The sequence below is a fragment of the Salinicoccus siamensis genome, from assembly GCF_042429615.1.
Taxonomy (GTDB): domain Bacteria; phylum Bacillota; class Bacilli; order Staphylococcales; family Salinicoccaceae; genus Salinicoccus; species Salinicoccus siamensis.
In genome coordinates, this window is sequence record NZ_JBHMAH010000010.1 from 59,493 (window position 1) to 82,586 (window position 23,094).

At 48.4% G+C, this 23,094-nt stretch carries 21 protein-coding genes and 1 pseudogene; 9 read left to right on the top strand and 13 right to left on the bottom strand.

What is annotated here, in order from left to right; translation table 11 throughout:
- Nucleotides 1-14: 14 nt before the first annotated feature.
- From opp4B to ACFFLE_RS04135, 3 genes are read right to left on the bottom strand one after another with little or no spacing between them, the layout of a single operon-like run.
- A complete protein-coding gene (gene opp4B, locus ACFFLE_RS04125) occupies nucleotides 15-977 on the bottom strand; it encodes an oligopeptide ABC transporter permease (RefSeq protein WP_380569883.1) in 963 nt (320 codons plus the stop codon).
- 7 nt (nucleotides 978-984) lie between these two features.
- Nucleotides 985-1,914 carry an ATP-binding cassette domain-containing protein gene (locus tag ACFFLE_RS04130; protein ID WP_380569884.1) on the bottom strand — a complete coding sequence of 310 codons (930 nt, stop codon included), beginning with the start codon at nucleotides 1,912-1,914 and terminating at the stop codon, nucleotides 985-987.
- Nucleotides 1,914-2,960, bottom strand: coding sequence for an ABC transporter ATP-binding protein (locus tag ACFFLE_RS04135; RefSeq protein ID WP_380569885.1), 1,047 nt, complete (start codon nucleotides 2,958-2,960; stop codon nucleotides 1,914-1,916). The genes ACFFLE_RS04130 and ACFFLE_RS04135 overlap by 1 nt, the downstream gene beginning before the upstream one ends.
- A gap of 479 nt (nucleotides 2,961-3,439) precedes the next feature.
- Here ACFFLE_RS04135 and ACFFLE_RS04140 point away from each other — a divergent pair, with 479 nt between their 5' ends.
- Nucleotides 3,440-3,637 carry a YjzD family protein gene (locus ACFFLE_RS04140; protein ID WP_380569886.1) on the top strand — a complete coding sequence of 66 codons (198 nt, stop codon included), beginning with the start codon at nucleotides 3,440-3,442 and terminating at the stop codon, nucleotides 3,635-3,637.
- Nucleotides 3,638-3,687: 50 nt separating this feature from the next.
- On the opposite strand, the gene ACFFLE_RS04145 is transcribed toward ACFFLE_RS04140, so the two are convergent.
- Nucleotides 3,688-4,776 carry an NAD(P)H-dependent flavin oxidoreductase gene (locus ACFFLE_RS04145; RefSeq protein WP_380569887.1) on the bottom strand — a complete coding sequence of 363 codons (1,089 nt, stop codon included), beginning with the start codon at nucleotides 4,774-4,776 and terminating at the stop codon, nucleotides 3,688-3,690.
- Between the two features lie 141 nt (nucleotides 4,777-4,917).
- Between ACFFLE_RS04145 and ACFFLE_RS04150 the strand changes: the two genes are divergently transcribed.
- The 4 genes from ACFFLE_RS04150 (at nucleotide 4,918) to ACFFLE_RS04165 (ending at nucleotide 9,723) form a co-directional block, all read left to right on the top strand.
- The gene (locus ACFFLE_RS04150; protein ID WP_344704171.1) at nucleotides 4,918-5,457 is read left to right on the top strand and encodes a glycerol-3-phosphate responsive antiterminator; all 540 of its coding nucleotides are present in this window, start codon (nucleotides 4,918-4,920) and stop codon (nucleotides 5,455-5,457) included.
- A 168-nt stretch (nucleotides 5,458-5,625) separates the two neighbouring features.
- Entirely contained in the window at nucleotides 5,626-6,444 is an 819-nt protein-coding gene (locus ACFFLE_RS04155; RefSeq protein ID WP_380569888.1) for an MIP/aquaporin family protein, read from the top strand.
- A gap of 37 nt (nucleotides 6,445-6,481) precedes the next feature.
- On the top strand, nucleotides 6,482-8,005 hold the full coding sequence (gene glpK / locus ACFFLE_RS04160) for a glycerol kinase GlpK (RefSeq protein WP_380569889.1): 1,524 nt from the start codon (nucleotides 6,482-6,484) through the stop codon (nucleotides 8,003-8,005).
- Nucleotides 8,006-8,049: 44 nt separating this feature from the next.
- The gene (locus ACFFLE_RS04165) at nucleotides 8,050-9,723 is read left to right on the top strand and encodes a glycerol-3-phosphate dehydrogenase/oxidase (RefSeq protein WP_380569890.1); all 1,674 of its coding nucleotides are present in this window, start codon (nucleotides 8,050-8,052) and stop codon (nucleotides 9,721-9,723) included.
- A 66-nt stretch (nucleotides 9,724-9,789) separates the two neighbouring features.
- Here ACFFLE_RS04165 and ACFFLE_RS04170 read toward each other — a convergent pair whose 3' ends face one another.
- The 5 genes and pseudogenes from ACFFLE_RS04170 to clpB all read right to left on the bottom strand — a co-directional run bounded on the left by ACFFLE_RS04170 (nucleotide 9,790) and on the right by clpB (nucleotide 15,675).
- A complete protein-coding gene (locus tag ACFFLE_RS04170; RefSeq protein ID WP_380569891.1) occupies nucleotides 9,790-10,560 on the bottom strand; it encodes an amino acid ABC transporter ATP-binding protein in 771 nt (256 codons plus the stop codon).
- Entirely contained in the window at nucleotides 10,560-11,267 is a 708-nt protein-coding gene (locus ACFFLE_RS04175) for an amino acid ABC transporter permease (protein WP_380569892.1), read from the bottom strand. Before ACFFLE_RS04175 ends, ACFFLE_RS04170 begins: the two co-directional genes overlap by 1 nt.
- Nucleotides 11,267-11,856: pseudogene (locus ACFFLE_RS04180) on the bottom strand (amino acid ABC transporter permease). The gene ACFFLE_RS04175 and the pseudogene ACFFLE_RS04180 overlap by 1 nt, the downstream one beginning before the upstream one ends.
- Before the next feature lie 134 nt (nucleotides 11,857-11,990).
- Nucleotides 11,991-12,878, bottom strand: coding sequence for an ectoine/hydroxyectoine ABC transporter substrate-binding protein EhuB (gene ehuB, locus ACFFLE_RS04185; protein WP_380569893.1), 888 nt, complete (start codon nucleotides 12,876-12,878; stop codon nucleotides 11,991-11,993).
- Between the two features lie 208 nt (nucleotides 12,879-13,086).
- Nucleotides 13,087-15,675, bottom strand: coding sequence for an ATP-dependent chaperone ClpB (gene clpB, locus ACFFLE_RS04190; protein WP_380569894.1), 2,589 nt, complete (start codon nucleotides 15,673-15,675; stop codon nucleotides 13,087-13,089).
- Nucleotides 15,676-15,845: 170 nt separating this feature from the next.
- On the opposite strand from clpB, the gene ACFFLE_RS04195 reads away from it, so the two are divergent.
- Nucleotides 15,846-16,667 carry an undecaprenyl-diphosphate phosphatase gene (locus tag ACFFLE_RS04195; protein ID WP_380569895.1) on the top strand — a complete coding sequence of 274 codons (822 nt, stop codon included), beginning with the start codon at nucleotides 15,846-15,848 and terminating at the stop codon, nucleotides 16,665-16,667.
- Between the two features lie 35 nt (nucleotides 16,668-16,702).
- Here the strand turns inward: ACFFLE_RS04195 and ACFFLE_RS04200 are convergent, their stop codons facing one another.
- Nucleotides 16,703-17,011 (bottom strand): metal-sulfur cluster assembly factor, encoded by a 309-nt coding sequence (locus tag ACFFLE_RS04200; protein ID WP_344704190.1) that lies wholly within the window; start codon nucleotides 17,009-17,011, stop codon nucleotides 16,703-16,705.
- A gap of 109 nt (nucleotides 17,012-17,120) precedes the next feature.
- Between ACFFLE_RS04200 and ACFFLE_RS04205 the strand changes: the two genes are divergently transcribed.
- From ACFFLE_RS04205 to ACFFLE_RS04215, 3 genes are read left to right on the top strand one after another with little or no spacing between them, the layout of a single operon-like run.
- Nucleotides 17,121-17,933, top strand: a complete 813-nt coding sequence (locus tag ACFFLE_RS04205; protein ID WP_380569896.1) for a Cof-type HAD-IIB family hydrolase — start codon at nucleotides 17,121-17,123, stop codon at nucleotides 17,931-17,933.
- Between the two features lie 18 nt (nucleotides 17,934-17,951).
- On the top strand, nucleotides 17,952-18,794 hold the full coding sequence (locus ACFFLE_RS04210) for a DegV family protein (protein WP_380569897.1): 843 nt from the start codon (nucleotides 17,952-17,954) through the stop codon (nucleotides 18,792-18,794).
- Between the two features lie 2 nt (nucleotides 18,795-18,796).
- Nucleotides 18,797-20,140 carry a CoA-disulfide reductase gene (locus tag ACFFLE_RS04215; protein ID WP_380569898.1) on the top strand — a complete coding sequence of 448 codons (1,344 nt, stop codon included), beginning with the start codon at nucleotides 18,797-18,799 and terminating at the stop codon, nucleotides 20,138-20,140.
- Nucleotides 20,141-20,219: 79 nt separating this feature from the next.
- On the opposite strand, the gene ACFFLE_RS04220 is transcribed toward ACFFLE_RS04215, so the two are convergent.
- The 3 genes from ACFFLE_RS04220 to ACFFLE_RS04230 all read right to left on the bottom strand — a co-directional run bounded on the left by ACFFLE_RS04220 (nucleotide 20,220) and on the right by ACFFLE_RS04230 (nucleotide 23,088).
- Nucleotides 20,220-21,632: an alpha-amylase family glycosyl hydrolase gene (locus ACFFLE_RS04220; protein ID WP_380569899.1), complete on the bottom strand. Its 1,413-nt coding sequence runs from the start codon at nucleotides 21,630-21,632 to the stop codon at nucleotides 20,220-20,222.
- A gap of 123 nt (nucleotides 21,633-21,755) precedes the next feature.
- Nucleotides 21,756-22,130 carry a YisL family protein gene (locus ACFFLE_RS04225; protein WP_380569900.1) on the bottom strand — a complete coding sequence of 125 codons (375 nt, stop codon included), beginning with the start codon at nucleotides 22,128-22,130 and terminating at the stop codon, nucleotides 21,756-21,758.
- 55 nt (nucleotides 22,131-22,185) lie between these two features.
- A complete protein-coding gene (locus ACFFLE_RS04230) occupies nucleotides 22,186-23,088 on the bottom strand; it encodes a fumarylacetoacetate hydrolase family protein (protein ID WP_380569901.1) in 903 nt (300 codons plus the stop codon).
- Between the last annotated feature and the right edge of the window lie 6 nt (nucleotides 23,089-23,094).

Genomic DNA, 23,094 nt, shown 5'->3' on the forward strand with positions numbered 1-23,094 from the left:
TTTTACGCTCCTTCCTATTTTATTCGGATCCTAGGATCAACGATGCTCAAAATGATATCGGACAGCAGCGCACCTAAGATTGCCAGGATGCCGTAGAACAGGATCAGAACATTCGCTACACTGAAGTCGCGTGTCGAGATGGAGTCCAGGAACAGCCGGCCCATGCCAGGGTAGCTGTAGATCATTTCAATGAAGATTGAACCGCCGAGAAGAGCCACTATCTCATAGCCGAAGAATGCAGCGATCGGCAAGATTGAGTTTCTGAAGATGTGCCTGTTGTAGACGGACGATTCTTTCACGCCTTTCGCACGCGCGAGTATGATGAAGTCCTTCTGCTTCGTTTCTATGATGCCACTCCTCAAGTACTGCACCGTGCCGACAAGGCCGATCAGTGCTATTGCGAAACTCGGCAGTACGAGGTGGTTTATCTTGCTCAGTATATAATCTATCGAGCCTGGTTCAAGCCCTGGACCGACTGAACCGCCTGTCGGGAACCAGCCAAGGCTGTAGCCGAACAGCCACAAGATGACCAGACCGAAAATGAACTGCGGTGTAGCAAAACCAAGGTATGTATACCCGGTGATTGTATTGTCAAGGAGAGAGTCATTGTAGCGTCCTGAAAGAAGACCGAGCGGCAAGCCGATCAAGTAGATCAGGATGGTGGAGAACAGTGACAACCATACTGTGTTCATCAATCGGTCCCCTATGACGTCCATGACAGGTCTCTGGTGGAATATCGAAGTTCCAAAATCCCCCTGGAACATGGCGAATATCCAGTCCCTGTATTGGATGTACCAAGGGTTATCAAGTCCGAGCTCCTCCCTTTTGGCCTGGATCGCTTCTGCAGGAATGTTCGGGTCAAGCAGACCTGAGAGTGCATCCCCCGGCATGAGCGAACCAAGAAAGAATACTAGGATACTCAAAATGACCAGCTGTGGGAAAGTGATCAGCAACCGTCTAATTGTAAATTTCAGCATTTATTCATCAACCTTTCACCGGTAGCGCAACTCTGTGCGTCTTTGAAATCGATTGCAATGGGAATGCCCGACCTTCTTCGTCGAGGTTTTCATCGAAATTCTGATCGTACTCTTCTTTGATTTTCTGACGCAAAGCCAAATTCCTTTCCACTTCATCCACGTCCGTATCCGGAATTGCGGCAATCAGCCGCTTCGTATAGATGTGCTGGGGGTTGCTGAATATCTCTTCAGTCGTACCCTCCTCTACGAGACGGCCATGGTACATGATGCCGATATGGCGGCACATATGACGGACCACGCCCAGATCATGGGCGATGAACATCATCGTCAAGTCCATATCCTTTTGGATGTCCTGCATGAAGTTGAGCACTTGTGCCTGCACGGATACATCCAGTGCCGATACAGGCTCATCTGCAATGATGAGCTTAGGGTTTAATGCAATCGCCCGGGCCACACCAATTCTCTGGCGCTGACCACCCGAGAATTCATGCGGATACTTATAAAGCGAGCCTGGTGGCAGGCCGACCCGGTTCAACAGGCCGAGGACTTCGTTGATCAGTTCTTCCTTAGATCTTTTATGATAGTTCCTGATGGGCTCTGCCACTATATCGAAAACGCGTTTGCGCGGATTCAGTGAAGAGTATGGATCTTGGAATATCATCTGGATATCATCACGTACGTTCACTTTACGGCCTTTTTCGTTAAGTTTCTGGCCATTAAAATGAATTTCTCCGGCAGTGACATGGTTGAGCCCCATGACCGCTTTGCCGGTCGTGGTCTTGCCTGAGCCGGATTCTCCGACCAGACCGTATGTCGTACCTTCCGGTATGCTGATGCTGACACCATCGACTGCTTTGACATAGTCTTTGACCGTATTGAAGAATCCACCCTTTATCGGGTAGTGGACTTTCAGATCTTTTATCTCCAGTAGATTCATTACGCATTTCCTCCCCGGGTGGCCATTTCATACTCATGGGTATCGGCATCGATATAGGTCGTTTCTGCATCTTCCAGGCTGAAGTGCTTATAGCATGTGCAGCGTACATGATGGCCTGGTGCGATCTCACGCAGCTGTGGATTGTATTCGTGCTCTGAAGCGGGCACCCAAGGAATGCGCGGCGCAAACCGGCAGCCTGTGCGGTCCATCTTGTCGAGTGCAGGGACGACGCCCTGGATGACATGCAGCTTCTTACCGAGCATATCTTCAGTCGGCAAGGAGTTCAGCAGTGACTTCGTATAGGGATGCTGTGGATTCTTGAACAATTCCCTGACAGGTGCAACTTCAACGATTTGACCGGCGTACATGACCGCAACACGGTCCGCCATTTCTGCGACGACACCGAGGTCATGCGTAATAAGTAGGACACCCGAATTCAACTCCTCCTGGAGTTCCCTGATGAGATCCAATATCTGCGCTTGGATCGTGACATCAAGCGCCGTAGTCGGCTCATCCGCTATCAACAATTTCGGTCGGTTTGCTATCGCAATGGCGATGACCACGCGTTGGCGCATGCCACCAGATAATTCATGGGGATAGGCTTCCGCGACCCTCTTTGGCCGTGGTATACCCACACGATCAAGTAATTCTACCGCATAGGACTCGCGTTGGTCCTTTTGCTTGGTGTTATGTATCTTCAACGTTTCGATAATCTGCTGTTTGACCTTCATGAGTGGATTCAATGCCGTCATCGGATCCTGAAAGATCATCGCCATATCTCCACCGCGTATTTTATTCATCTTGCCGTCGCTTAGCTTCAGCATATTGCGATCGAGGAAATTCACTTCGCCTTCTATACGCGCCTTGGTATGGAGCCCCATAAGCGAAAACGCAGTCGCGCTCTTCCCTGAGCCGGACTCGCCCACTAGCGCGAGCACTTCATTAGGTTTGATATTCAATGAAACATCGTCAACTGCCGGAAAGTACTCTCCTCCTATTTTAAAGGAGGTTGTAAGATTCTTGACCTCTAGTAAATTTTCAGACATTCTATTTCACCCATTCTTTCTCTGTTTCATAATGTACTCCCTATCGTTTTACTGCTTTTGCGACTTTAATTCTTAGACCATTTGAGATAAAACTACAGTAGTTTTCATCAAATCTGTCGCTCACATGTCATTTTATTCCGAAAAAACGATGCACATGCTGTAACAGGAAATGGCTCTTTACTTACTACTATCACCATTGTAAATGGCGATATTTCAAAACGCAATAATCATTTTTTGAATTGTAGCAATTTTTAAGTATTTACAAGAATTAAATATACACTAGTAAATAATGCTTTTCAACTGTATTCAAGTGGAAAAAAGCTTTTTTGAAATCGTTTTCATTTATGTATGTTTTCAGCACAAAATTTACTTTTTTGAAAAGAAAATTCATGGAGTGTATTTTCGATCATTTGCCACTATACATGTAAATCTATTTAAGGTATCATTAAACTATATAAATTTGTAGTGGAGGCAGGACCATGAAGTATCTTATCAGTTTCATCTGGGCATTGATGCTGACCCAGATGGTTAACTTCGTAATCAACAGTCTTGGCGGCGGTGGCCCTCTGAATGTCTGGAGCGGTGTACTGCTCGCGGTGATCGTCACACTGACGATTTTCGTTCTGGATGCCATGCTCAAGCCTGAAGATACAGAGGAAGTACAGCATAACCATTAGACATTAAAAATGACTGGCCGCATGCGGCCAGTCATTTTTAATTCCTCAATTCAAATTTCAATATTGAATGTTTCCGTCTCCCCGACCAATTTTGCGATCAGGGACTTTACCGGCAAATAGCGTGCCATATTTTTACCCTGGCCGGCAAGGAGCATGGCATACTCTGTTGATCCTTCTTTCTTTGAGGCATCTTGAATCGGCTGAGTCAGTTTTCTGTGCACTGGATACTCGACCACATGCTCATCACGTCCAGTCATTTCCTGGATGAACCGATTCCTGACTGCGCGCGCCGCACGTCCTGTAAACAGGCGCGTCAGAACTGACGGTGTGTCGCGGTCTTTTGAAAGTGCCTCCTTGTGCACTTTATGCGCCCCACTCTCTTCTGTAGAGAGGAACGCCGTGCCGAGCTGGACACCTGAAGCGCCAAGAATACGTGCAGCCGCTATCCCCCGGCCATCCATTATGCCACCTGCCGCGATGAGCGGAATGTTTATGTGATCCCGAGTCTCCGGTATCAGGCTGATGAGGCCATTCAGGCTCTCTTCAACTTCCTGAAGGAAAGAGCCACGATGTCCACCCGCTTCTGCTCCCTGCATGACAACCGCATCAAACCCCGCCCGTTCGATGGCTTCCGCTTCCCTGACGGTTGTGGCAGTACCGAGCAGGACGATCCCAGCTTCCTTCAACCGTTCGATGTGATGGTTATCAGGAATCCCGAATATAAATGAGCAGACCGGAACCCGCTCTTCAATCACAGCATCAATCTGCTGTTCGAACCTTTCTTCCACTGTTTCCGGTGCCACCGGGGCGATTGGCTGCTGTTCAATCCCCAATTTATCGTAGACCGGTTTCAGCGTGTCAAAGGCGCGCGCCATGTCTGCGGTCGTCACTTCGAAATGCCATGGAACGAAAAGGTTCACTCCAAACGAATGGGAAGTCTTCTTTTTGACTTGCCGGATCAGCTTGCTGAGCGCCGGTGCTTCCAGGCTACCGCCGCCAATCACGCCAAGCCCGCCTGCATCAGACACCCCGGCCACCAGCTCCGCTGTTGTGATGCCTCCGGCCATCGGAGCCTGGATTATCGCATGTTTGATGCCAAGCATCTCCTTAAGCATCGCATTATCACGTGTGTCGATCATTTATCAGCCCTCCTGGCAGTTGCCTGAAATATCTTTCAGTCATACTTTGAATGTCTATACCCCGTTTTCCTATCTACTATACAATAGTGGGCCAATACTTTATCATTAATGCAATACCAATTTTTATTGAAGGGGGAAAATATGAAGATTCTTCCAGCAATCCGCTCCTTAAAAGATTTTGAAAAACTGATTGGAAGTCCCTATAGATCATGCGTAGTATTGGATATCCACATCGGTCATCTCGACAGTCATATCCGCACCATCAAAAGCCATGGCTTCGAGGTCTATCTTCATCTGGACCTCATAAAGGGATTGGCAGTCGACACCGCTTCCCTTGAATACATCCATCAGAAATATAAACCGACCGGCATCGTCACCACGCGAGGCAGGATCGTCAAAAAAGCACGGCAACTCGGCATGAAGACCATTTTGCGTGTATTTGCCATCGATTCCTCGGCCATAGAAAAGAGCATCGAACTCATCGATCAATGTCATCCTCATCTCATAGAGGTGCTGCCCGGCGTCGTGCCAAAAGTCATCCACCTCTTCAAGCAGGAGGTGGCAGCTGATGTCATCGCGGGCGGGCTGATTGAAACGCAATCCGAAGTGGATGATGCCATTATGGCAGGTGCCAGTTACGTCACGACAAGTAAAACTTCGCTGTGGTTCGATAATATATGAATACGGTACCAACAAATAAGTTGACAGTTCCTGTTCATTAGGGTAATTTTAGAAGTAAGTTAATATGACACGGAGAAAAAGAGCCCGCACTTGTAGCTTTCCACATAGCTACCAGTGTGGGGTTTTTTATGTTCTATTAATGAAATGACAGACAAAGGAGGGGAAGCAATGAATGAACTCGTTGCGGAATTTGTAGGGACAGCCATATTGATCATCTTCGGGGGAGGTGTCGTCGCCAACGTCACTTTGAAGGGGACGAAATCAAATGGCGCCGATTGGGCAGTCATAGCATTCGGATGGGGATTTGCCGTCACATTCGCCGTCTATGCCATCGGACAGTTTTCAGGAGGCCACATCAATCCGGCAGTAACCCTGGGCTTCGCCGTCGCCGGCGCATTCCCATGGGACCAGGTCATCCCTTACATGATCGCCCAAGTACTCGGCGGACTGCTCGGGGGCATCATCGTCTGGCTGCATTTCATGCCGCACTTCAAAGCAGAAGAAGACGCCATGACGAAATTGGATGTATTCTCTACATCCCCGGCCCTACCAAACTATGTCGCAAACTTTGCCAGTGAAATAATCGGCACTTTCATACTGGTTATGGGACTGCTCTTCATTGGAGCCAATGATTTTACAGAAGGGCTCAACCCGCTGATCGTAGGTTTCCTGATCACCGCAATCGGGCTGAGTTTGGGCGGTACGACGGGCTATGCAATCAATCCGGCGCGTGACCTCGGTCCCCGGCTTGCCCACCTGCTGCTGCCGATACCTGGGAAGCGGGACTCCAATTTCCGCTATGCAGCCGTACCGGTTGTTGGTCCGCTGGCCGGTGGCGCACTCGGAGCCGCGGTCTATAATAGTGTTTTCTTAGGAAAATCCGATATTTTTCTTTTCTTAGCCATTATTGCCGTTGTTTTGGTTCTCGTTTCAGGGGTATTTCTTAATAAGAGCATCCTTAAGGATGATGCAGCGAAGATGATGTAGTAGTACGCAATATATACTCATATAAAGGGGTTTTATAATGGAAAAGTATATTATGTCACTTGATCAGGGGACGACAAGCTCACGAGCCATCCTTTTTAATAAGGAAGGTGAAGTTGCCGCTACAAGCCAGAAGGAATTCAAGCAATATTTCCCGCAGTCCGGCTGGGTGGAGCACAATGCAAACGAAATATGGAGTTCCGTACTTTCGGTTGTAGCAGGCGTCCTGTCAGAAAACGACATCAAAGCAGAACAGGTTGAAGCGATAGGCATCACCAACCAGCGTGAAACTACAGTCGTATGGGATAAGAATACGGGTCGCCCCATCTATAATGCAATTGTCTGGCAATCGCGCCAGACCGCTGATATATGTGATGAGTTGAAGGCCGAGGGCCATGAAGAGCTGTTCAACCGGAAAACCGGATTGCTGCTCGACCCCTACTTCTCAGGAACCAAAATAAAATGGATATTAGATAATGTCGATGGCGCCCATGAAAAGGCTGAAAATGGCGATCTGCTCTTTGGCACGATCGATACATGGCTCATCTGGCGTTTTACAGAAGGCGAGACGCATGTAACTGATTATACAAACGCGAGCCGTACACTGCTCTACAACATACATGAGCTCGAATGGGACAAGGAGCTGCTTGATATACTTGAAGTGCCGGAAAGCATGCTGCCGGAAGTTAAATCTTCCAGTGAGGTATACGGCAAGACTAGCAAAAATCACTTCTTCGGTCAGAACGTGCCGATTGCCGGGGTCGCAGGTGACCAGCAGGCAGCCTTGTTCGGTCAGACATGCTTCAATAAGGGAGATGCCAAAAACACCTACGGTACAGGATGTTTCCTGCTTATGAACACCGGTACTGAAGCAATACAGAGTGACAATGGGTTATTGACCACCATTGCATACGGATATGACGGCGAAGTCAATTACGCATTGGAAGGTTCCATATTCGTTGCAGGCTCAGCCATCCAATGGTTGAGGGACGGCCTACGCATGTTCAGTGACTCCAAACAGTCCGAATCCTATGCAAATGCAGTGGACTCCAACGGCGGTGTCTATCTCGTTCCGGCCTTCACAGGCCTTGGCGCTCCTTATTGGGACTCGGAAGCACGGGGTGCTGTATTCGGACTCAGCCGTGGTACAGAAAAAGAACATCTTGTACGCGCCACACTCGAATCCCTCGCTTACCAGACGAAGGATGTGCTGGACGCAATGCAGAAGGACTCGGGCATCAATCTCGAAACATTGCGCGTCGATGGTGGCGCAGCAGCAAATGATTTCCTCATGCAGTTCCAATCTGATATTCTCGGCACCCCGGTAGAACGTCCGGAAGTGCTCGAGACCACTGCGCTCGGTTCCGCATATCTTGCCGGCCTCGCAGTAGGATTCTGGGATTCCACCGATGAGATCAAATCGGTTTCTGATACTGACAGCGTATTCGAACCTGATATGGACCAGGATGAACGTGAATCATTATATGATGGCTGGCAACATGCTGTTGCTGCCACTCAGGTATTCAAACCTAAACAAGGTACAGCAGAGGACGACACAGAGTAGAACAGTCACCAGCCTTTACTTCAATCAATATAGGAGGTAAATCAATGTTAAATACTTTAACGCGTAAAAATCAGCTTCAGCATATGGAAAAAGTCGATTATGACATCGTCGTAATCGGCGGTGGCATCACAGGGGCAGGCATCGCCCTGGATGCTGCCAAACGGGGCATGAAGGTCGCACTTGTCGAGATGCAGGACTTTGCAGAAGGGACAAGCAGCCGCAGCACGAAACTTGTACATGGCGGATTGCGCTACTTGAAGCAGTTCCAGGTCGGCATCGTGCGTGAAACGGGCCTTGAGCGTGCCATCGTCTATGAGAATGGTCCGCATGTCACCACACCGGAATGGATGCTACTCCCTTTCCATAAAGGTGGTACTTTCGGCAAGACGACTACAAGCATAGGCCTCCGAGTCTACGATATGCTTGCAGAAGTTAAAAAAAGCGAACAGCGTCAAATGCTCAGCGTCGAGGAAGTTCTGGAAAAGGAACCCCTTGTCAAGCAGGAAGGTCTGCTCGGTGGTGGCTATTACGTCGAATATAAGACAGATGATGCACGCATGACACTTGAGGTCATGAAGAAGGCGGCAGAATTCGGTGCCGATCCAATCAATCATGTCAAAGCGACAGGTTTTGTCTACGATAAGGGCAAAGTAGTCGGCATCCATGCTGAAGACAACATCGGCGGCGGCACCTATCAGATTCTCGGCCGTCGTGTAATCAATGCCGGTGGGCCTTGGGTTGACGAAGTCAGATCAATGGACACGGTTTCCGAAAAGGGCAAAAAGCAGCTCTATCTTTCTAAAGGTGTCCACCTAGTTTTCGATCAGGAAGATTTCCCGCTCCGCCAGGCAGTCTATTTCGATGCGAAATCCGATGGTCGTATGATATTCGCGATTCCACGCGACGGTAAGACCTACGTCGGCACGACCGACACCCATTATAAAGGGGATAAGCAGAACCCGGTCGCAGATGACGAGGACCGGAAATATGTTCTCGATGCTGCAAACTATATGTTCCCGGGACTTGACCTCGATGAGTCGAACATCGAATCCACTTGGGCCGGCGTCCGCCCGCTCATCCTCGAAGAAGGGAAAGACCCTTCAGAAATTTCTCGTAAAGATGAAATATGGGAATCAGAGAGCGACCTGATTACAATTGCAGGCGGAAAACTCACTGGATACAGGCATATGGCTGAGGAAATAGTCGACCTTGTCGCTAAGCGCCTATCGAAGGAATATGGGCTGAAGTTCAACAAGGCCGCTACCAAAAACCAGCCAATGTCAGGGGGAGACGTCGGCGGCAGTGAAGGTTTTGATGATTACGTCGCCCGAATTGCAGAACGTGCGCCATCCTATGGCCTCTCCATAACGAATGGACAGCGCCTCGCCCGCCATTACGGCAGCAATACAGAGCACCTCTTTGAAATTGCCGGTGGTCTTGGTGAATCATCCGAGCATTACAAACTGCCAAAAGATGTGCACGCCCAAGTCATCTACAGTATACAGCATGAGATGGCAAACACCCCTCTCGACTATTTTGTCAGACGTACAGGCGACTTGTACTTCGAGATTGCACACGTCGATAAATATAAAGAGGGTGTCATCGAACTGATGGCTGATATACTGGATTATGATGAAGACAGAAAGAAAGAATATGCTGAAGATCTAGAACAGGCTTGCCGCGAAGTAAGAGGCGAGACCGCTGTAGAAATGGCATAGCATAAATGGGGCCCGCCTTTTTGAAGGCGGGCCCCATTTACGTCTCATGCACAATTTCATCTGACCTTAGGATGTCCTGAAGCGTTTTAGGAAGTCCTGAAGTCTTGGATTTTCAGATTGGTTGATGACTTCTTCCGCGGTACCTGATTCTGCAATGACCCCGTCATCCAAAAAGAGCACACGATCTGCAATCTCGAGCGCAAAGTCCATTTCATGTGTGACGAGCACCATCGCCATCTCGTCATGCTCAGCCAGATCCCTGATCACTCCAAGCACTTCCCCGACGAGCTCCGGATCCAAGGCTGACGTCACTTCATCAAACAACATGATTTTCGGCTTCATGACCAATGCACGCGCCATCGCCACACGTTGCTTCTGTCCCCCTGACAAGTTTGCGGGATAAGCCTCATACTTATCTCCAAGCCCCACGCGGTCAAGCATCTTCTTGGCCTCGTCCTCTGCTTCCTTCTTCCTATATTTTTTAACTTTCACAAGAGGCATTGCACAATTGTCCAAAATCGTCTTATGGGGGAATAGATTAAAATGCTGAAACACCATGCCGATGTTTTTCCTGACTGAGCGCAGATGTTTTTCATTAGCCCGTTTCTTTTTTCCGCCCACTTCCATCTTCCAAAGATTTTCACCTGCCACGATGATATCCCCGTCCGTCGGCTCCTCCAAAGTCATAAGCAATCTTATGATTGTCGTTTTCCCGGAACCACTGGGTCCGATTATCGCAATTTTTTCAGAAGGGTAAATATCCAGATTGATACCTTTTAGAACGTGCGTGTCCCCGAATGATTTATGGAGATCATCGTATTTTACAATTGGTTCCATTACTCACTCACTCTCATTTTCTTCTGCTTCTTCTCAAATCGTCGATTCATTTTGCTCTCAAGTCTGTTTATCAGCAATGCTGATGGATAGCTGAGCAGCAGGAACAGAAGTGCCACGATGGTCAGTGGTTCAATGTAGGACCAAGTCTGTGCGCCATAGCTTCTTGCGATACTGAGTATACCGACTACTCCTATCGTTGCGGCAAGTGGCACTTCCTTGAACAGTATTATCAAATAATTGCCAAGCATCGGGATCGTTGGTGGCAATGCCTGGGGCAGGATGACATTCAACCACCTGTCTTTCGTTGAAAGGTTAAGTGCTGTAGATGCTTCCCGCTGACCTTTTTCCACACTGTCGATACCTGAGCGGTATACTTCACTGATATAAGTGGAAAAATGGATTCCCAAAGCCAGCATGGCGGCTACAAATGGTGTGAATGACATCCCTACATAAGGCACCATCGGCCACGCAAAATACAGAAAGAATATCTGCACTATGGGAGGTGTGGATCTTATGAATTCCCTGATCCAGTAAATGATGAGGTTAAATGGCCGCCACGGCGTCGATTCCAGCACAAGCCAGATGAAGCCGACCAGCATTGCCAACAGATAGCTTACAACAGTCAGGCCAAGCGTTATTTTAAGCCCTTCCAAGATAATCGGAAATGCTTCCAGAAATGTTCCCCAACTCCAATATTGTGAACTCATCAGCTCGCCACTCCTTTCCTGGCGATTTTCTCACCTTTTTTAGATAGCCAGATCAACGGCAGTGCAATGATGAAGTACATGATGAGCACCATGAAATAGGCGATTGGCCCTTCGGAAAGATTAGAAGATCGATAGATATCCCCATAGTAGAGAATGTCGCTCAAACCAATCAGTGAAACAAGCGCTGTCCCTTTGAGTATTTGAATCGAGTAGTTTCCAAACTCAGGAAGCATCAGCCTTAAAGCTTGAGGCAGGATGACTTGATCATTCTTTGGAATCTCGAAAAGTTCAAGGTAATTGATGCTTCAGCCTGACCTTTATCGATGGATAAGACCGAGCTGCGCACCACTTCAGACATATACGCACCGTAATTCAATCCGATTGCAATGACACCGACCCACCAATTGCTGCCGAGATCGATGTTGAAGAGCATCGGGACTGCGTAGTATAACCAGAATAGCTGCACAATCAGCGACGTACCTCTGAATATTTCCACATAGAGGGCTGTAAACCCTCTAAGCAGCGGGTTCGTTGATAGACGTGAGAGCCCGGCGATGAAGGCCATCACAAAAGAAAATAAAGCCGCCATAAGAAATATGCTGATTGTCGTCCATGCACCCTGGGACAGATAGGTCAGTATATTCACCCAGTTTTCAAACATATTTCCCCACTCCTCTATTATATTAAAGGCCCAGAGGGTTATCCCCACTGGGCCTGAAAAGATTATTCAGCTTCACAGAGTTCTTCAGTCGTCATTCCATCGACTTCAACTCTGTTGCTTTCTGCTTCAAAACCTTCGGCATCATCAAGGATCTGATCGATCGTACCGTCTTCTTTAAGTGTTTCCAGTGCTTCATTGTAAGCATCGCGCAACTCAGCATCATCGAGGTTGAACGCCGCAGCACCGAAGCTTGGAATACCTTCGATATCCGGCTGTTCGAAATCATCGACGATCTCTACATCATCACTGTCCAACGATTCATAGGCAGCTCTTAGAGTCGCTTCAGTCGCTGCCGTGACATCGGCGTTGCCTGATTGTACAGCAGAAAGTTGACCTGGGATATCACCTACCGACATGATCTGGCTCGGGTCTACTCCTTCCTGATCGAGGAAATCAAACTGTGTCGTCCCCTCCATCAAAGCGACCTTCACATCTGGATTATCTGCTATGTCAGCATAGCTTTTAATATTTTTCGGGTTGCCCGCTGTCACGACCAGACCCTCCCCATATTGCATTTCAGGTTCTGCAAATAAGGCGTTTTCACATCTGTCCGGCAAGATCGCCATACCAGCAGTGATGACATCGTATTGTCCAGCCTGCACGCCCGGTATCAATTCACCCCAGTCTGTGAGATGGCCTTCGACATTGTCGATGCCCATTTCAGAGAATACAGCCTTGGCGATTTCTATTGCTGCGCCTTCAAGTTCTCCGCTCTCTGAATTTTCGTAGGCATATGGAGGTTCATTTGCAAACCCGATATTTACAGTACCGCTTTCTTTCAGTTCATCCAGTTTACTTGAACCGGAATCGGATTCTTCCGAACCGCCATTGCCGCATGCACCCAATATAAGTATAAATCCAAGTACGAGTAATAGTGGAATCTTTTTCAATGAATTTCCTCCTAATAATTATTTGGATTATTCTACTATATAAGTTGTACATTTTTAGTATACAGAACTGAGTTTCCTGTCAAATTCAATAAGTGCTCCTTAAGTATCGATTGCCTCCTGCAGCAACTATCACTATTAGTTTTTCAAGGTGGAAATTTGTCATTGAAATTATTCCATAAAAAAAACGCACCCATCCGGGTGCGCCCTATTACATATCAAATTTAAGTCCGTCATCGCCGTAATCGATCTTGACATGAAGTCCTTCGCTCAAGTCGGCTGCAATGAGTTTTCTTGCGAGCGGTGTCTCGATATGCCTCTGGATGAAGCGTTTGAGCGGCCTTGCACCGAATTGTGGTTCATAGGCCTCCTCGGAAATCCAGTCTTTGACGGCTTCTGTGACTTCGATCGTCATATGCTGATCATCAAGGCGCCGGTTCAGATCGTCAAGCAGTTTCTGTGTAATCCGCTTCATATCTTCCCGGGATAATGGTGTAAAGATGACGATATCATCCATGCGGTTGATTATCTCAGGCTTGAAGTATTGATGCACCTCGCGCATGACGATCTGCTTCGTATCCTCTGAAATTTCGCCTTCTTCAACGACGGTATCGAGCAGATGGTTCGAGCCGATGTTCGAGGTCATGATGATGATTGTATTCCTGAAATCGACGGAACGGCCTTTGGAATCTGTGAGTCGGCCTTCATCAAGCAATTGGAGCAGAATGTTGAACACATCGCTGTGCGCCTTCTCGACTTCATCGAGCAATATTACAGAATAGGGTTGACGCCTTATTGCTTCAGTCAGTTGGCCGCCCTCTTCGTGTCCGATATAGCCAGGCGGGGCACCAATCAATCTGGAGACGGCGTGTTTTTCCATATACTCGCTCATATCGATCCGTATCATATGCTTTTCTGAATCGAACATCGTTGCGGCAAGGGTTTTTGCAAGCTCGGTCTTACCCACACCTGTCGGTCCGAGGAAAAGGAAGCTGCCGATCGGTCGGTCCGGGTCTTTGATGCCTGCCCGGGCACGGATGACTGCGTCCGATACGAGGTCGACCGCTTCGTCTTGGCCGACGACCCGCTCATGCAGTATATCTGCAAGTTTCAGCAGCTTGTCCTTCTCGGTTTCAACAAGCTTCGAGACTGGAATACCGGTCCATTGGCTGACGATATATCCTATCTCGTCTTCGGTGACGACCTCGCGGATGATACGGTTTTCGCCGGCACTTTCTTCCTGCAGCGCTTCTGCCAACCTATCGAGCTCCTTCTCGAGTTGCGGCAGTCTGCCGTGGCGGAGTTCTGCCGCTTTCTCAAGCTCGTAATTATTTTCTGCTTCTTCAAGTTCCTGGCGGACCCTGTCGACTTCTTCACGCTTGTCGTTCACTTTTTGGATCTGATCTTTTTCACGTTGGACGCGTTGGGCCAATGTCTGCTGCTCCTCGCGCACTTCCGACAGTTCCTTCTGGAGCTCTGTCAGGCGGTTTTTGGAAACCGCATCATCTTCGGATTTAAGTGCCTGTTCCTCAATTTCAAGCTGCATTACACGACGGTTGATCTGATCGAGTTCCGTCGGGTTAGAACCCATTTCAGTCCTGATTGTGGCACTTGCCTGATCCATCAGGTCAATCGCTTTGTCTGGCAGGAAACGATCTGTAATATAGCGATCTGACAGTTCTGCTGCAGCTACCAGGGCACGGTCTGTGATTCTGACGCCATGATGCACTTCGTAGCGTTCCTTAAGGCCCCTCAGTATGGAGATGGTATCCTCCACATCAGGTTCCGGCACCTGTACTTTCTGGAACCGGCGTTCCAGGGCCGAATCCTTCTCGATGTACTCACGGTATTCATTCAGCGTGGTCGCACCGATGCAGTGCAGTTCGCCGCGTGCAAGCATAGGCTTGAGCATATTGCCGGCGTCCATCGCCCCTTCGGTCTTGCCTGCGCCGACGAGCATATGGATTTCATCTATGAAGAGGATGATGCGCCCTTCTGATTCCTTCACTTCCTTCAGGACCGCTTTAAGGCGTTCTTCAAATTCACCGCGGTATTTTGCGCCTGCCACCAATGCTGATAAATCGAGTTCGAAGATCGTCTTGTCAAGCAGGCTGTCCGGCACATCCTTGCGCACGATGCGCTGGGCGAGGCCTTCAACGATGGCTGTCTTACCGACTCCCGGTTCTCCGATGAGCACCGGGTTGTTTTTGCGCTTACGGCTCAATATGCGTATGGAGTTGCGGATTTCCTCATCCCGCCCGATTACGGGGTCTACATTCCCGCTCCTGACTTCTTCGACGAGGTCACGACCGTATTTTTCAAGCGCTTCGTACTGCACTTCCGGGTTTTGTGTGGTCACGTGGTTTCCCCCTCTTGCTTTATTGATGATTTCCTTGATCACTTCCACCTTATTGCCGACCGCTTCTTTCAGTATCTGTTCCTTTTCCATGCCTGCGAGCAGGACGTGTTCGATGGAGACGTACTCATCCTTCATTTCCGTCATGATTTTTTCGGCGCGGTCCATCACTTGGGTAAAGCCGTTCGACATATATTGTCCGTACTGCACATTATCGCCTCTGACGACATTGTACTTCTTCAATTTTTCATCATACTGTGCAATGATTTCGCCGGTATTTATGGACGCCCGCTCCAATACATCCTTGGCCATGCTTTCGTCCACTGTGAGCATGGCCTTCATCAGTGCTTCCGTTTCAATCGACTGCAGCTTCAGATCGACCGAAATGGATTGTGCCCGCTCTATAACCGACTGCACGGTATACGTCATTCTGTTGATATCCATATTGTTCACCTCTCTAATAATAATTTGCAGTGATGCTGTACCATAAATGTGTTTGACCTTTTTTGACCTTAACTATATTATACACCTATGTAGTCCTTTTTCAAGCAATTGATGGCTTTTAAAGCAAATTTATTCTATATTATAGTATAGGAATTTTAGGAGGGACAGTTTTGGATATCATTGAACTTATACGCTATATCTTTCTGGGTCTACTTCAGGGTTTCACCGAGCCGATACCCGTTTCATCGAGTGGCCATCTTGTCATTGCACGTGAATTGCTCGGCGTCGAAGCCAAGGGACTTTCTTTTGAAATATTACTTAATACGGCCTCCCTCATCGCAGTCCTTTACATATACAGGGCGGACATCACTGAAATCATCGTCAATTTGTCACGCTTCATTTTTAAAGGGGCACGTGATGAAGAGGCGGCAGAAGATTTCCGCTATGTCATATATCTTATCATCGCCACCATTCCGGTTGGCATTCTGGGCATTCTCTTGAAGGATATCATAGGGGACAACGCCTCCATGCTGACAGTGGGCTTCATGCTGTTTGTCACAGGTCTTGCCCTCTGGTTCATCAAAAATAAGCGTGGACAGAAGAAGGATGGGGATATCCGTTTCCGGGATGCCATCATCGTCGGGGCGGCGCAGTGTGTGGCACTCATGCCCGGCATCAGCCGCAGCGGCGCAACACTTGTCGGTGCCATGGCGGTCGGTATGAACCAGAAGAATGCTCTGCGTTTTGTCTTCCTGCTCTATATCCCCGTCTCCCTCGGTACAGCGCTGATATCGGTCGATGACCTCGTCAACGATCCGAATCTGTCCGCATTATGGGTGCCTTACCTGCTGGCTTTCATCGCCAGTCTGATAGCCACTTATATTGCCTTGAAATGGCTTCAGAACATCATGGAGAAAGGCAATCTTGCACTTTTCAGCTACTATTGTTTCGCAATCGGTGCGTTTGCCATCATCTACCATCTTGTTGCATAAAAAAAGCACTCTGACGAGTGCTTTTTTTCATGCCTTTAGCTGACGCCAAGCGCAATCTTCGCGTAGCGGCTCATTTTATCTTTATCCCATGGTGGGTTCCAGACGATGTTGACTTCAGTCTCTTCCACTTCCGGCAATTCAGAAAGCGCCTGTTTGACTGAATCGACAATCTGAGGCCCCATCGGACAGCCCATTGAAGTCAGTGTCATCTCGACACCGGCATTGCCATCTTCATCGAGATGTACGCCGTAGACCAGGCCAAGATTGACTATATCGATGCCAAGTTCCGGGTCGATCACGTTCTCGAGTGCGCCCATCATGCTTTCTTCCATCATTTTATCCATTTATCTCACTCCTTCCAGAGTATATACTATTAATATATCAAAAAAACCGCACTAGATAAACATAAATGATATGATAGTTCTATGAATATTAACAAGGAGATTTTGCATAATGGAAAAACATCTTATATGTCTCGACCTTGATGGGACGTTGCTGACAGACGAAAAGGAGATCAGCCCGTTCACTAAAAAGGTCCTGCTCAAACTCAAGGAGAAGGGGCATGAACTGATGATATCGACCGGCCGTCCCTACAGGGCGAGCGAACCTTATTACAGGGAACTGGACATGGATACTCCGATAGTCAATTTCAACGGGGCGTTCGTCCATCATCCAAGCGACCTCTACTTCCGGACCGTCCACGAGGAACTTGATCTGGGAGTCGCCCAGGAGATCGTGCGCCGGGTGCCTGACCTCAACATCCAAAATATCATTGCTGAAGTCAAGGACAACGTCTATCTCCACTATCATGATGAGGTCCTCTTTGAAGCTTTCAGCATGGGCAACCCCGAGATAAGGATCGGTGATCTGACTCAGACAATCGAATCAGGCCCGACCACAATACTGATTCAGGCAGAAGAGCCTGAAGTGCCGAACATCAGACAAGCGCTGGATGACCTTTTTGCGGACGCCATCGAACATCGGCGCTGGGGTGCACCCTACCCTGTAATAGAAATCGTCAAAAAAGGCATCAACAAAGCAGTCGGCGTCAATTACGTCCGTGGCTACATGGGCATCGATCAGAAGAATATCATTGCATTCGGCGATGAGGACAATGATACCGAAATGATCAAATATGCCGAACATGGCGTGGCTATGGGCAACGCGATAAAAGAAATACAGGATGCAGCAGATTATACGACAGACACAAACAACAATGACGGCATCGGACAATTCCTGAACGATTTTTTCAAATTGCATCTATAAAAGGAAGGAGCGGTTAATATGAAATTATTAGTGGACAGCTGTTCGGACATCCCTGTGCAGCAGCTCAAGGAGATGGAGATCGAAATGATTCCGCTGCGCATCACCATCGACGATACCGATTACCATGACCAGTATGAAATCTCAAGCTCGGAAGTGCTGGAAGCCATCACGGAAGGCAAGCGTCCGTTGACAAGCCAGGCAAATCCGGAAGATTTCACCAATGTCTTCCGCAAATATGCAAAAAAAGGGGAATCCATCCTCTACATCGCATTCTCAAGTGAACTGTCAGGCACTTATCAGAGCGCCCTGATAGCCCGCGACACGATCATCGATGAGTTTCCGGAAGCGGATATCACGATCATCGACACCAAGTCGGCGAGCTATGGCCTCGGCATGATCGTGGAGAACGCGCATGGATACTTGAAGGACGGTATGGAAAAAGACGCCATGATGGCACAGATAGAACAGGATGTGAAGAATATCCGCCATTTCTTCACAGTAAACGATCTTGACTATCTTGCTAAGGGCGGCCGCCTGTCGAAAGGTCAGGCATTCCTCGGAGGACTGCTCAACATCAAACCACTCCTCCATGTCGAAGATGGGAAACTTGTGCCCCTTGAAAAGCACCGCGGCATAAAAAAAGTGTTCTCAAGCATGACCAAGCATCTTCTTGCCGACAATGTCACCCATGAAGTGCACCTGACCCATTCGAACGCGGAAGCCCAGGCAGAACAGCTGAAGCAGAAGATACTTGAAGACACGAATGTTTCCGATGTGAAAATCTCAACCATCGGCCCTACCATAAGCAGCCATACCGGAAACGGTACTGTGGCAATGTTCTATTTCAACGAAGGAGTGTAAAAATGACACAAGTCATCATCGTCGGAGGAGTCGCCGGCGGCGCCACAACTGCCGCCCAACTCCGTAGGCTCGATCCCGAAATCGATATTACCATCTATGAAAAGGGGCCGCACATCAGTTATGGGAACTGCGGGATGCCCTATCATATAGGAGGGGAGGTGGAAAAGCGCGATCAGCTCGTCGCCGCTACCCCTGAATCCTTCAAGGAGCGCGATGTCATCGTCAAGACACGGCATGAGGTAGTGGGTGTCGATCCTGACGGCAAGACAGTAAGCGTCAAAAACCTGGAAGACGGCAATACCTTTGAAGCATCGTATGACCATCTGGTGCTTTCTCCCGGAGCGACTCCAAGGATCATCCCTGCCCTTGAGAATGTCCCTCAGGCATTCGTCCTCCATGCCCTTCACCACTTGGACGCCATCAAATCGTATATCGAAGAAAATGATATTGAGCACGTGGTCGTCGTAGGCGCCGGTTATATCAGTCTGGAAATGGTTGAAAACCTCGTCCAACGCGGCATCCATATCACGCTCGTGCACCGCAGCAGGAATATATACAAACACCTCGAATCCGACATGAACGACTTCTTCCAAGAAGAACTTGACAGGCACGGCGTAGAAGTGAAACTCGAGGCGGAAATTGAAAAGGTCGAGGGTGATACCGCTACGCTAACGACCGGCGAGGAAATCTTCGCTCCAATGATCATTGCAGGCACCGGCATCACTCCATCGACTGGGTTTCTGGAAGATTCGGGCATCACATTGAATGATTCCGGCCATATATGCACCGATGACCGCGGCCGGACGAATAAAGATTGTGTCTATGCGCTCGGAGACTCAATCGAAACATTCTATCAGCATGTGAAAGACCGGCGCGTAAACGTCGCCCTGGCATGGGGGGCGCATCGCTTGGCCTTCGTCATCAGCAACCAGGTCAGTGGCAATGGATCAGTGCGCTTTGAGGGGTTGCTTGGCACCAACATCATGCGCTTCTTCGATTATGATATTGCAAGTCTTGGCTTATCTGAAGAAGAACTGGAAGACTTCCCTTATTTTGTTGTCGATCACACCCAGAAAAACAAAGCCGGCTACATGGCAGACAGTAGCCCGATACGGGTCAGGATATATGCCCATAAAGAGGATGGCCGTATATTACGTGCCTCAGTCGTCGGCACTGAAGGTGTCGATAAACGCATCGACATCCTTGCCGCCCACATCAGACTTGGTGGGTCCGTCACTGATTTGACCAACATCGAAGTCGCCTATTCGCCGCCATACTCGAGCCCTAAAAGCGTCTTGAACATGTTGGGATATAAAGCCATCGAAAAAATGAATGAATACCGCTGAAAACAAAGGCCAGCCGACTCCATTTTAGGGAGCCGGCTGGCCTTTTCCTGATTTATTTTCCATTTATTTCCCATGCTGATTACTTTCTTTCATTTGGCCGGCGCTTTCTTGCAACCAACCAGACGAAGATGCCGAAGCCTCCGAAGATAAGCAGGCCTACGTATATATAGCCGTTGTTCATCCCGGTTTCCTCAATGATGGCATAGAGTTCACTCTCTTCCCGATCCAATACCGCAAGAAACGCATCATTTTCCATGTCACTGCCACGGATCAGGTCGCCGATGAGCATACCGCTGAGCATCTTGCTTTCATCTTCACCCTCAAACGGCACTTCTACATTTTCAGTCACAGAGGTGCTGTTTATGTTCAATACAAAATCCACATCTGATGTATAATAGCGCTGCACGAAGTGACCGTCCTCATTTTTGATCACTTCGGTCTCCCCCTGATAGATCTGGGGATGTTTTTGCGTCACTTCATTGATCGCTGCAATTTCATCCACCAGCTCCTGGTCCGTCCATAGATCCATCTGCCTGTGGACAATCGGGATTTCATCGCCGTTCAATGCGATTTCAGTACCATATTGAAACGCGATAGGCCCCTGATAGGCATACAAGTAAGTGGTCAATTGATTGATGCGCGTACCGGGGAACATATTTGCCTCCACTACATTATGGGTGAACCGCTCACTGAACCAATGGTCTGCAAGAAGCAGGGTGCCATCTGTCGGATAGGCAGGGGTTTCACGGTCAGGCTTACTGAAGCCATATGATAAAGCCTCCTGCAGATCGTTTGGAGCAGCATGGTCGAAGCCTTCCAATGAAATATCATCGTCTCCACTTATTCCATAGGTCGTGACATCTTCAGGCAGAAATTCCTTGGCGTCTATGCCATCTTGGATTACTGTCATGCTGAGTCCATCGATATTATATTCCCCAGTGAATTCACGCGCCATTTCCTTGTATCGTTTCTGGTTGTCAGCATTGCTCAGGTCTATGAATTCTGCATCGATCATGCCGTAATAGTCCTGTTGGATATTATTCAATATGGGCCTATCCAAAGCTGTATAGCCTTCAGCCAAAGTGGCCGGCATATCGACGATGACATCCATCCCCCGCTCATGCGCGGCATCTATCAGGCTTTGAAACGCTTCCGGTCCCCCGAAGGCTTCTTCAATCTCACCATATTCCCTAACGGCATAACCCAGATAATCATCTTCGGCCCGGTCGAATACAGGAGACAGCATCAAGGCGTTGAACCCCATATCCTTTATGTAGTCCAGATTGCTTTCGATACCTTGGAAATCACCGCCGAATGGCAACGGTGTTTCTTTCTCATCAGTTACATTTATGTCATTTCCGTCATCCCCACTCATGAACCGGTCGACAACGATGGTATAGATTCTGGTGTTGGTCGTTTCTGCAGATGCCGTGTCATAGGTCAAACCGAATGCCATCAACAGCATCGCCATATATATCATAGTTTTCTTCATTGCGATCCTACCTTCTGCTTTTATAGGTTCAGTATACTAGATAACGTTTTAAAAAAGGTTCATTTCAATAAACGTTCACAAATTTCCATGAAAAAAGGCACCCCTAAAGGAGTGCCTCTGCCATTACTGGAACATTGCGCTCAAAGGACCCATCGGCAAGTAGATGCCGAGTGCAATCGTGATGATCAGGAATACGATGAGTCCGATCATAAGATTGCGGCCTGTGCCTTTTTTACGCTGCTTGATGATGGCCATTTCCATCAGGCCGATCGTCACCAATCCAAGAAGGAATTTGATGCCGTAGAGCATCTGGTTGCCGCTGCCGAAATCGAGGAACAGCATGAGGCCACTGAATAGGATGATCAGGTAGACCAGCCTCAACACCATGTGCAGCGGCTTCGAGTATTTCGATTCGCCATCCGGATAGTCGATTGAATTATAAGTGATGAAAAACAGGATGATCGCAAGGACCAGTGCCGTCAAGTGCAGATGTATCACATAAATCTTCCTTTCAAATATGAATCATCAATATTCTATCATATTTAAGAGGAAATTACTTCCCAATATGTGTCGTGAGGGTGCCGATGCCATTGATTGCGATGCGCACCTCGTCACCCGGCTTGAGGAATTTCTGGGGATCCATGCCGGCACCGACGCCTCCCGGGGTGCCCGTTGCGATGACATCACCCGGCTCAAGCACGACAAATTTGGAGATTTCCGCAATGAGTTCGTCCAATTTGAGGACCATTTCCTTCGTGCTGCCGTCCTGGCGGATTTCATCGTTCACTTTAGTCACGATGGATGTCTCTTCCGGATTCGGAAGTTCATCTTTAGTTACAACGAAGGGCCCCATCGGACAGCCGCCCTTCAGACTCTTCGACAAGAAGGCCTGCTTATGCTGCTTCTGAAGGTCGCGTGCAGTGATATCATTGATGATTGTATAGCCATATATATAGTCAAGCGCCATTGAACTTGGAACCTTCTCGGCACGTTTACCGATGACTACACCGAGTTCCCCCTCATAGTCGAGTTGACTCGTGATGTCCTGATGGTTCGGTATCGTTTCCCCATCTCCCACCAGACTCGTCGCCGCTTTGGTGAAGACATAGAGGCTTTGTACCTCATTGTTCATTTCGTCAGCATGGGACTGGTAGTTTCGCCCGAAAGCAATCACATTATTCGGAGGGGTTACAGGCGCTTTGAATGTAATTTCATCGAAAGGCGCTTTATATTGGTCCGGATTTTCGGAAGCTTCCGCTTTTCCCACGAGTTTACGGACTAATTCCTGGAAGTCGAGTGTGTGATACTTTGAGATGCCTTCCAGAAGTGTTTTTGGATATGCCTCCTCCGAGCCGAATGCCTCAAACAATCTTGGCAGGATCCACGCACTCTCTTCACGCTTTACTTTGACGCCGTAATACGTATGGTCCTGGTAATAGAATGTTAGAAATTTCATGGAATA

Coding starts and splice junctions, on each gene's coding strand:
- ACFFLE_RS04215 (WP_380569898.1), top strand. CDS start 18,797: ATGACACAAGTCATCATCGTCGGAGGAGTCGCCGGCGGCGCCACAACT.
- ACFFLE_RS04155 (WP_380569888.1), top strand. CDS start 5,626: ATGAATGAACTCGTTGCGGAATTTGTAGGGACAGCCATATTGATCATC.
- ACFFLE_RS04220 (WP_380569899.1), bottom strand. CDS start 21,632: ATGAAGAAAACTATGATATATATGGCGATGCTGTTGATGGCATTCGGT.
- ACFFLE_RS04130 (WP_380569884.1), bottom strand. CDS start 1,914: ATGAATCTACTGGAGATAAAAGATCTGAAAGTCCACTACCCGATAAAG.
- ACFFLE_RS04210 (WP_380569897.1), top strand. CDS start 17,952: ATGAAATTATTAGTGGACAGCTGTTCGGACATCCCTGTGCAGCAGCTC.
- glpK (WP_380569889.1), top strand. CDS start 6,482: ATGGAAAAGTATATTATGTCACTTGATCAGGGGACGACAAGCTCACGA.
- ACFFLE_RS04200 (WP_344704190.1), bottom strand. CDS start 17,011: ATGGATAAAATGATGGAAGAAAGCATGATGGGCGCACTCGAGAACGTG.
- ACFFLE_RS04140 (WP_380569886.1), top strand. CDS start 3,440: ATGAAGTATCTTATCAGTTTCATCTGGGCATTGATGCTGACCCAGATG.
- ACFFLE_RS04205 (WP_380569896.1), top strand. CDS start 17,121: ATGGAAAAACATCTTATATGTCTCGACCTTGATGGGACGTTGCTGACA.
- ACFFLE_RS04170 (WP_380569891.1), bottom strand. CDS start 10,560: ATGGAACCAATTGTAAAATACGATGATCTCCATAAATCATTCGGGGAC.
- ACFFLE_RS04145 (WP_380569887.1), bottom strand. CDS start 4,776: ATGATCGACACACGTGATAATGCGATGCTTAAGGAGATGCTTGGCATC.
- ACFFLE_RS04135 (WP_380569885.1), bottom strand. CDS start 2,960: ATGTCTGAAAATTTACTAGAGGTCAAGAATCTTACAACCTCCTTTAAA.
- ACFFLE_RS04165 (WP_380569890.1), top strand. CDS start 8,050: ATGTTAAATACTTTAACGCGTAAAAATCAGCTTCAGCATATGGAAAAA.
- clpB (WP_380569894.1), bottom strand. CDS start 15,675: ATGGATATCAACAGAATGACGTATACCGTGCAGTCGGTTATAGAGCGG.
- ACFFLE_RS04175 (WP_380569892.1), bottom strand. CDS start 11,267: ATGAGTTCACAATATTGGAGTTGGGGAACATTTCTGGAAGCATTTCCG.
- opp4B (WP_380569883.1), bottom strand. CDS start 977: ATGCTGAAATTTACAATTAGACGGTTGCTGATCACTTTCCCACAGCTG.
- ACFFLE_RS04150 (WP_344704171.1), top strand. CDS start 4,918: ATGAAGATTCTTCCAGCAATCCGCTCCTTAAAAGATTTTGAAAAACTG.
- ACFFLE_RS04230 (WP_380569901.1), bottom strand. CDS start 23,088: ATGAAATTTCTAACATTCTATTACCAGGACCATACGTATTACGGCGTC.